The following is an 8,785-nucleotide window of genomic DNA, read 5'->3' on the forward strand; positions in this document are numbered from 1 at the left end:
TACTTACTCGCTTGCATTATTATAATTAAATCTTAAAATAATAGCTTCTTTTATCTCTCCAATATCAATAGCATCTTCTAAATTATAACCAAGTCTCAAAAGTAAAATTTCCAAATCTTTTTTAAATTTTATTTTTGTAGGTTTATTATGATAGGTTTCATTTCTAGCTTTTCTTATTTGACTTAGTTTTGTCTTAAGATGTTCTTTGGTGCCAAAACTTGGTAAGACTTGATTTTTATATATTTTTTTATCTTTAAATATATAAGCAAATTCACTCCAATGATCTATCAATATCTCTTCTAAATCAATCAAACAAAAATCATCAAAAATTTGCCAAGTACTATTATATTCATCTATTTTTTGACATCTCTTTTTAACTTTTTTTAAAAGATTTTTCAAAGCAGGATTAAAAACTTCTTCACCAGATTTAAACCAATCATCATCTAACTTATTATACAAATTTGCTATTTTTACTGCTAAAGTACTTCTTAGAGCATTTTCATAACATTGTAAAAGTAAAAAATTTGCTTGATGATTTTTGCGTCTTTTGGAATAAATTTTCATAATTAGCTCAAACAAATCTTCGCATTTTTGATTTTTTTCTAAAATCTTTTGTGCTTCTTTGCAAGCTCCCCACAAATATCCAAAATGCAAAACATTGATCCCTTTTATCATTCTAAATTTAAAATCACATTTTAATTTAAAATTGATAAATAGCTTTTCTATTTTTTCATAGCTACTTACATCAAGCTCAAAAGACATTTTACTTCCTATTAATTCCATTTTAAAAAATTAATGATATAATTCTAGAAGTTTAGAGGGCTAACTTGCCGGTAGCTGCAAGGTACTCTTAAATGAGAGGCTACTCTAAATTCCTATTATATTCATGTTTTTTTCTAGTTAAAATTCTCTAATAAATCTTTAAAAACTAAATACAATTTTTCAAGCTCTTCTATACTCACTCTCTCATCAATTGCATGAATTCTATCATTGCACACGCCAAATTCTACTACTTTCACACCAAACTCAGCAAAATATCTTGCATCACTTGTGCCACCTTTGGTGTTAAGTTCTGGCACTACTTGAGTGATTTTTTGTACACTCTCATTTAGCTTTTGTACGATTTTAGAATCACTTTGTGTTAAAAAAGGATTTGAACTTTGATTTATGCTCAACTCATAATCAAGCCCTTCACAAGTCTTTTCTATATAAGCTTTTACATCTTCTAAGCTAGTTTGTGGAGAATTTCTTACATTAAACATCAATTTTAAATCATTTGGGGTTACATTGCACACTTCCATACCACCGCGTATATCAGTAATGACAATTTTAGATGGTGCAAATACCTCATCACCCGGATCAAGATCAAATCCTGCTAAAAATTTCAAAGCCGAAGCAAAATTATGCACAGGATTAATGCATTTTTGCGGGTATGCTACATGGCCCTGCTTACCTTTGATGAGTAATTTTGCATTGATAGAGCCACGACGCCCTATTTTAATACTATCTCCAAATTTTTTATCACAAGTTGGCTCAGCAACCACAGCAAAATCAGGTAGCATATCTTTTTCTTGCATAAATTTAAGCACTTCAAGCGTACCAAATTTAGCCTCGCCTTCTTCATCACTTGTTAAAATCAGCGAAATTCTTCCTTTGAAATTTTCCACTTCCTTAACCGCACACATAAAAGCAGCCACACCACTTTTCATATCTTGCGCGCCTCTTACATAAATAAACCCATCTTTTTCTAAAGGCTCAAAAGGATCACTACTCCAACCCTCTCCCGCAGGTACTACATCTACATGCCCGCCAAAAGCTAAATGCTCGCCATCATCACTAAATTTTTTAGTCAGCAAAAGATTTTTCACACCTTCTTTTTCTATAAAAAAAGCTTCAAAATCACTTAACTCCACTGCAATATAATTTAACGCCCCATCATCATCTGGGGTGATGGATTTAAATTTACTTAATTCTTTAAAAATTTCAACTACTTGCATGTTTTTATCCTATAAAAGCTTTATACAGCATAGAAAGAGCAAAATACTCTAAAATAAATGCTGAAAAAAGATTAATGTAAAATATATGTTTGTTTTTCACAAGGGCTTTAAATTTAGACACAAAAAACGATAAAGTAAAAATCCAAAACACAATAAAACCCACCAAACCAAAAAGCAAAGCAAAAGAGTTTTTACTCTGCATGCTAAGCCCTGCTACACTCATCCAAAAACCTATAACATAAGGATTTGTAACATTTAAGAAAAATCCTTTACTAAAACCTTTTAAAGGATGAGTTTTATTTACCTTGTTAAGATCGACTTTTCTCGTTTTTCTTAGCATTAAAAACACCATAAAACTCAAAAAGAAAAAGCCAAAAACTGCTAGTATTTTATAAAAAAATTCATTATTTGCAAAGCTTAAAAGCCCAAGATTAATCAAAATCAAAAAAAGTATATCAGCACTTAAAGCACCAAGTCCAACACAAAAAGCATTTTTAAAAGAAGACAAAGCAGTATTTAAGATCAAAATGTTCACAGGTCCAAAAGGCACAGACACACCCATACCTAAAACTATACCTTGTAAGATTACTTCTAGCATTTTGCTTCCAAGAAATTTTCTATATCGGTTTTGATTTTATCAATAGCCGTGCAAACATCTTCTATATAAACTTTTGTGAAATTGCTTTCTAAATATTTATCCTCATCAAGATTGTTTAATATGCTTTGCTTACATACTCTTGCATACTCTCCCACGGGTAAAACCTGCCCACTTGTGCCTATACATACAAATAAATCACAATTTTGTAATTTTTCATATAAAATTTTATAATTTGGTGCCATTTCTTCAAACATCACGATATTGTGCCTTACACTTTTGCTTTGACATTTAGGACAAATTTTATCATCACTATTTTCATAGCCTATGTTAAAAATATTTTCACACTCTAAACACCTAAGCTCAGGTAAAAAGCCATGCAAATGCACCACTTCTTCACAGCCTGCTCGCTCTAATAAATCATCTACATTTTGCGTTAAAATGCTAATTTGTTTTGGGAATTTTTGTTTTAACAAAGCGATGATTTCATGTGCGTGATTTGGCTTAACACTAGCTAGTTCTTTTCTTCTTTTATTATAAAATTCTAAAACTTTTTTAGGATTTTTTCTAAAGCCAGTTGCAGAGCAAACTTCCATCACATCATGCTCTTCCCATAATCCACCGCTAGCTCTAAAAGTCTTTATACCACTTGGAGCAGATAATCCTGCTCCGCTTAAAATCATCACTTGTTTCATTTGCTAAACCTTATAAAATTTACAAAGTTTAGCGAAAAATGCTTTAAGAAAATAAATATTTTTGCAAGATTTTTTCTTTTTCTTTTTCCAATCTGTCAAGTTCTATTTTATATTCATTGATTTTTTTCTCAATCTTGTTAGTTATATCTGCTATTTGTTCTTGAAATTCTAAAGAAGGAAGTTTAATCCTCAATGCTTTTATTCTATCTATTGAAGCTCTAAGTTTTCTTGAAAACCCTTGTTTTTTACCAGCTTCGTTTAAAACAAAACTTATGTATTTAGCATTTATTTTTGTATCATCAACTCTTAACACCCCGCAATGATCAGTTGGATAAAACTTTTTATTTTTTGGCATAAATCTCACCATCCAATCTCCATCTATACCCCATAAAACAGAGTCATTATCATAATCTTGCAAAATTTCTTTATTAACAAATCCAAATACTTCCAATACATTTGCACTATAAACAGGAATTTGTCCATTTTCAAGCAGCTCATTATTTAAAACTCTTTTTCCAATACTAAGTTTAAAAATTGGATTTGATAAAGTGTATTCTTTAATTGTTTTATTAAATGATGATAAAAATTTATTATCTAAATTTATTTTACACAAATTATTAATTTTATCTAAAATAAAATTTAACTCATCCCCCCCCCCCATTATCATCTATAATACCACATTTTTGAAGTATTGCTTTGATTAGATTTTGATACTCATCTATACTCATTCTTATGGTGTTATACTGCTCTTCTACCTTTTCACACTCTGCAATGATTTGTTTTTGAATTTCAAGCGGTGGTTTTGGAATAACCATATTTTGCAAGATTCCTAAGTTTATATTTTGTTGTGAAGTTGTAATAACTTCGTTATATAATTGAAATTTAAAATAATCAATAGCATACATAAGATATTTATTTATAAATTCTTCATTTGGAATAATAGCTACTATAGCTTGGTTTGTTGTCATATCTTCACCCAATATTCCAACTCTACCAATAGTTGCATAAATTGAAACAACAACAGCACCTTTTTGTATCATTTTTACATTAGAATTCTTAAAACCTTCTCTTGTAATTTTTTCTTTAGTATCCATAATAACTTGACGATTAGAGTAATCGCCAATTGTTAACCACTTAATATCACCATTCCAATAATTTATATTTTTTCTTGATGGCGTTCCTCCCATGAAAAAATCTCCGCAAGTTTTCAATTTAACTAATGGATATTGAGACTTTATTTCTTCCCTTTGAGATTTTGGATTTAAACTTATAGCTTTATTAAATTCCACTTTTTCAAAGTCCATCATATCAATAAGCCTCGCTTTACTAGCATAGCTTTGTAAATCTTCTGGTATATCACTAAGAGTTTTTAAAAATGCTTTACAAATTAAAGAATTAAGTTTAGTCTCATTTTGAGGATTGCCTCTTTCAAAAAGTGGACTCAAATAAGGCTCGTGCAGTTCTTTTAAACCTTCATCACCTTTTCTATTGCTCCACTCATAACCTAAAAATTTCTTTTGTTCTTTTATATTACTTGGAGATTTTATGATTAAGACTTCTTGATTAAGATTTAAACAAAAATAAAGTAATTTATCCTTTTCTATCTTTTGAGCATAAGTTAAAAAGGCTTTATCTTCTAAATCTTGCTTATTTTCACTCTCTTTATAAATTTTAGATTCTTTAAGTTTTTTATAATCACTTGTTTGCTCAAATGCATTGCGATAATCTTTAAAGGCTTCTAGCGCTGCAAGTTTAGAATCTAAGCTGCCATTTAAAAAATTTTCATAAAGCTCTTTATCAAATTTTCTAAAGTCACAATACACATTTAGATAATTATGATAAAAGTTTTCATTGTCTTTTAAATTTTCAGCTTCTATGCGTTCTTTAATCAAACTATAATCTTGAGAAATAAAATGATTTTCTTGTTTAAAAGTTTCTTTTTTGCGCAAGAATAAAATAATCGTATTTGTTCCTGTTGCACCAAATGTCTGACTTCCAAGTTCCACTATGGCAATGAAATCAAAATTTTGAAGCAATATTTCTCTTGTATTTTTATAAATAGAATCCTTATTTAAAATAGAACTTGGCAAAATAATGGCAGCTTTAGCATTATCTTTTAAAATTTGATTTGCTCGCTCTATAAAAAAGCATTCGATAGCATTATTTGTTTCTATGTTTATATCATCGTTAAAAAGTTTATAGGTATTTTTAGATTTATCACTTAAAGTTTCTAAAAATCCTTTTACAGAATAAGGCGGATTTGCTATAAGTAAATCAAAACTATTTGATTCTATTTGTGGTTTTGCTTTTTCTCCTTCTAAATTATTTGTATTTGCTAGTTCAAAAGAAGCAAGTGCATCAGCGTATAAAATATTGATTTCATTTTGCCCATACATTGCACTTGATACCTTAGAAACCTTACTTAAGCGATATTCTTTTTCAATACCATAAATATTTTTATAATGTTCTTTAAGTTCATCTTCTGTTAGATAACGCTTAAGCTCGTTAGCATAGGTGTTTAAAAAATGTCCAGCACCACAAGCATAATCAATCACCCTTAAAGCTTTAGAGTTTTTGCTTAACATTTCTTGAAGCGGTAAAGAATACATAATAAATTCGCAAATTTGAATAGGAGTGAAAAACTGCCCTTCATCTTGCTTCATACCTTTTTGCAAAAAAAGTTCAAAAAGATTGCCTAAAAATTGATTGGTAGAATTTTGAGTAAGTTTATAATTTGCAAAAAGCTCTACTATTTCTTTTAATACAAGTGCATTTTTTAAGAATAATTCTTTATTATGCACTTCTAAAAATGCAAAATCATTATTTGAATAAAATTTTAATTCTTTAATGTAATTTTGCATTACTTCTTTTAATGTTTTTATCTTTAATTGTTTAAAGTCTTTTTCTATATCTTCATTAGATACAAAGGTAATTTTTTCTCCTAAAAATTCCCTCATAGCTTCTTTATAAAGCCACATTAATCTATCTTGCATATTTGCATAAGTATCCGCCATTACGCCAAAATATCCAAATTTGAGATTGTCTTTATTAAAAGTTTCATCATAAATTTTACAAAGAAAAATATTTACAAGCTTATCAAAGGCGTTTTCCTTGCCTGATATATTATGCTTGCGTAAAATTTTTGCAAATTCATGATATTTACCTTCTTCTTTAAGTTCTTTAAGATTATCAAAAGTTGGAGTTATTTCTAAGATTTTATAAGCATTAACATTTACTTCAAAAATGCCTTGCTCAAAATATTGCAATTCATAACTTTCTTTCCAAGTTTTAAAAAGTTCTATATTGTTATTAGCTTTTTTATAAGAATTTTGCAATTCTTTTTCTTTTAGATATTCTTCGTTGTCAAAAGCTTGTATGATGTAGTTTTTGTATTCTAGTTTATCAATAAAATCACTTGTATAAAGACAAAGGTATTTTACGCCTTTTTCTTGCTGAAGATAAGAAAAAAGTTGCCCTCCATCTTCTTGCATTTTATTCCATTCTTTTGCAAACTCACCATTTTTAAAATCCGTCGTTTTACATTCAATCATCAAATAAGGATTGTCTTCATTATCCTTTACTAAAATATCAGCTTTGCCGCTTTTTGCTTCTCTGCCTAATTTCCATTTTGGTTCTAATTCTAAATGTTCAGCCTTATAACCTTTTTCCAAAAGTCTATGTACGCATTCAAAAACTACAAAATTTTCAGGGCGTGAAAAATTAGAAGTAGATGTATCATGAATTTTGATTTCTTTTGGATAATTAATACTTTGATTTTTATAGTCTACTATAAGTGTATAATTATTGATTGTTTTTATATAATTTTCATTTTCATTTTTAAAACCTAAACTTTCTAAAACTTTTTTTAAATTATCTTTTGTAATCATTTATATCCTTATAGCTTAACCACCTTAGCACCAAAACCACCTTGATTAATCGGAGCATCATTAAAGCTTTTTACACTTTTGTGAGCTTTTAAAAACTCTTTTACCGCAAAAGCTAGTTTTCCCGTGCCTATACCATGATAAACTATCACCTCATCAAAACCTACTATCAAAGCATCAGAGATAAATTTATCTAATCTCTCAAGTGCCTCATCACTTCTTAAGCCGTGTAAATCTAAAGTCATATTTAAAGCACTTGGGCGGGTTATATTGACACTTGATTTTACCTTTTGTGTAGGAGTTTGATTGCTTTTTTTAAGAAGCTTTAAAGGCACACGCAAACTTAAACCATCGCTTTGAATCATCGCATCATTTTTTGAAATTGCAGTGATTTTACCTTTGATTTTTTCATATTTTACAAAATCCCCTACTCTAAGCTCTTCATTTTGCTCCATACTTGGTAAAATAATGCTTTTTTTAAGTTCATTGGCTTTGTTTAAACTTCTTTGTTTTTCTTTGATATCTTGTAGATTTATTGTTTTTTTAGCTTCTTCTATGGCTTTGTGATATTTAAACTCTAAATTAGAAACAAGCTTTTTAAATTCTTGCTCATTTTTTTCTTTTTGATCTTTGAGTGAAAATAAAATTTCATCTACTTTAGCTTCTTTTTTCTCAAGTTCTTCATTTTTCTTGCGTAAAGAAAGTTCAAGATTGATATTTTTACTTACCATTTCTTCTAAATTTTCTTTATCTTCGCCATAAAGCTTTTTAGCATTTTGTACCAAATTTGCACTTATGCCATATCTTAAAGCTGTTTCAAATGCATAAGATTTACCTATAGTACCTTTTAAAAACTCATATTTTGGCCTTGATAATTCCTCATCATACAAAGCAGCGATGAGTTCTACTTGTGAATTTTTGGCCAAAAGCATAGCAAGGCGTTTATGGTGAGTTGTGATGATGATTTTATTATCTTGCTCTAAAAGCTTAGAAATAAGCTCAGTATATAAACACGCAGCTTCTTCAAAATCTGTCCCAAGCTCTATCTCATCAACCCCTAATAAAACATTTTTCTTGCCCAAAAGCTTAGAAAAATGCAACATTCTTCCTGCAAAAGTAGAAATATCATTTTTTACATTTTGTGGATCTTCTAAAATCACGTCAAATTCTTTGAAATTGCCTATTTGGCTTTTTTGTGCATTAATTCTCATAGGAAGTAAATGCTTTGCAAGTAAAGCTGCACTTAAAATTCCTTTTAAAAGCATAGACTTACCACCTGCATTTACACCTGTGATGATTAAAACTTTTTTATTAAACTCTATATTAACGCTTTTTGCATTTTTTAAAGCCGGATGTGCAAAGCTATATAAACTTAAATTATTAGAACTATCAGCTAAAACAAACTCATAATCATGTTTTTTAGCCATCAAAACTCTAGCGCTATAATGATCAAATAAATCAAAAGCATTATTGATAAATTTCAAAAACATCAAATTTTTATAAAAAATCAAGCTGATTTTTTTAGCATATTCATAAAAAATTTCTTCTTTGGTATCTTTGATTTCATCTATCTGACTTTGGATTTTTTCTACACTCAAAGGCACCACATAAAAT

General features: G+C 28.9%; 7 protein-coding genes. All 7 read right to left on the minus strand.

Annotated elements, in window-relative coordinates:
- Nucleotides 1-3: 3 nt before the first annotated feature.
- The gene (locus CAMP18497_RS07470; protein WP_052243108.1) at nucleotides 4-762 is read right to left on the minus strand and encodes a hypothetical protein; all 759 of its coding nucleotides are present in this window, start codon (nucleotides 760-762) and stop codon (nucleotides 4-6) included.
- Between the two features lie 134 nt (nucleotides 763-896).
- On the minus strand, nucleotides 897-1,997 hold the full coding sequence (gene dapE, locus CAMP18497_RS07475; RefSeq protein WP_337213547.1) for a succinyl-diaminopimelate desuccinylase: 1,101 nt from the start codon (nucleotides 1,995-1,997) through the stop codon (nucleotides 897-899).
- Between the two features lie 4 nt (nucleotides 1,998-2,001).
- Nucleotides 2,002-2,595, minus strand: a complete 594-nt coding sequence (locus CAMP18497_RS07480) for a LysE family transporter (protein WP_337213550.1) — start codon at nucleotides 2,593-2,595, stop codon at nucleotides 2,002-2,004.
- Nucleotides 2,589-3,287 carry an SIR2 family NAD-dependent protein deacylase gene (locus CAMP18497_RS07485; protein WP_337213552.1) on the minus strand — a complete coding sequence of 233 codons (699 nt, stop codon included), beginning with the start codon at nucleotides 3,285-3,287 and terminating at the stop codon, nucleotides 2,589-2,591. Before CAMP18497_RS07485 ends, CAMP18497_RS07480 begins: the two co-directional genes overlap by 7 nt.
- A 43-nt stretch (nucleotides 3,288-3,330) precedes the next feature.
- Nucleotides 3,331-3,954: a restriction endonuclease subunit S gene (locus CAMP18497_RS08355; RefSeq protein ID WP_442867798.1), complete on the minus strand. Its 624-nt coding sequence runs from the start codon at nucleotides 3,952-3,954 to the stop codon at nucleotides 3,331-3,333.
- Nucleotides 3,932-7,174 (minus strand): N-6 DNA methylase, encoded by a 3,243-nt coding sequence (locus CAMP18497_RS07490; RefSeq protein WP_442867799.1) that lies wholly within the window; start codon nucleotides 7,172-7,174, stop codon nucleotides 3,932-3,934. Before CAMP18497_RS07490 ends, CAMP18497_RS08355 begins: the two co-directional genes overlap by 23 nt.
- A gap of 8 nt (nucleotides 7,175-7,182) precedes the next feature.
- Nucleotides 7,183-8,785, minus strand: a 1,603-nt coding sequence (locus CAMP18497_RS07495; protein WP_337213554.1) for an endonuclease MutS2, incomplete at its 5' end; no start/stop codon positions are given.

Origin of the sequence: Campylobacter sp. W0066.1 (assembly GCF_024723635.1) — a bacterium.
In the GTDB taxonomy this organism is placed as follows: Bacteria; Campylobacterota; Campylobacteria; order Campylobacterales; family Campylobacteraceae; genus Campylobacter_D; species Campylobacter_D lari_C.

What these genes read in the sequence shown, in the direction of transcription:
- CAMP18497_RS07470 (WP_052243108.1), bottom strand. Translation starts at nt 762, where the DNA reads ATGTCTTTTGAGCTTGATGTAAGTAGCTATGAAAAAATAGAAAAGCTA.
- dapE (WP_337213547.1), bottom strand. Translation starts at nt 1,997, where the DNA reads ATGCAAGTAGTTGAAATTTTTAAAGAATTAAGTAAATTTAAATCCATC.
- CAMP18497_RS07480 (WP_337213550.1), bottom strand. Translation starts at nt 2,595, where the DNA reads ATGCTAGAAGTAATCTTACAAGGTATAGTTTTAGGTATGGGTGTGTCT.
- CAMP18497_RS07485 (WP_337213552.1), bottom strand. Translation starts at nt 3,287, where the DNA reads ATGAAACAAGTGATGATTTTAAGCGGAGCAGGATTATCTGCTCCAAGT.
- CAMP18497_RS08355 (WP_442867798.1), bottom strand. Translation starts at nt 3,954, where the DNA reads ATGATAATGGGGGGGGGGGATGAGTTAAATTTTATTTTAGATAAAATT.
- CAMP18497_RS07490 (WP_442867799.1), bottom strand. Translation starts at nt 7,174, where the DNA reads ATGATTACAAAAGATAATTTAAAAAAAGTTTTAGAAAGTTTAGGTTTT.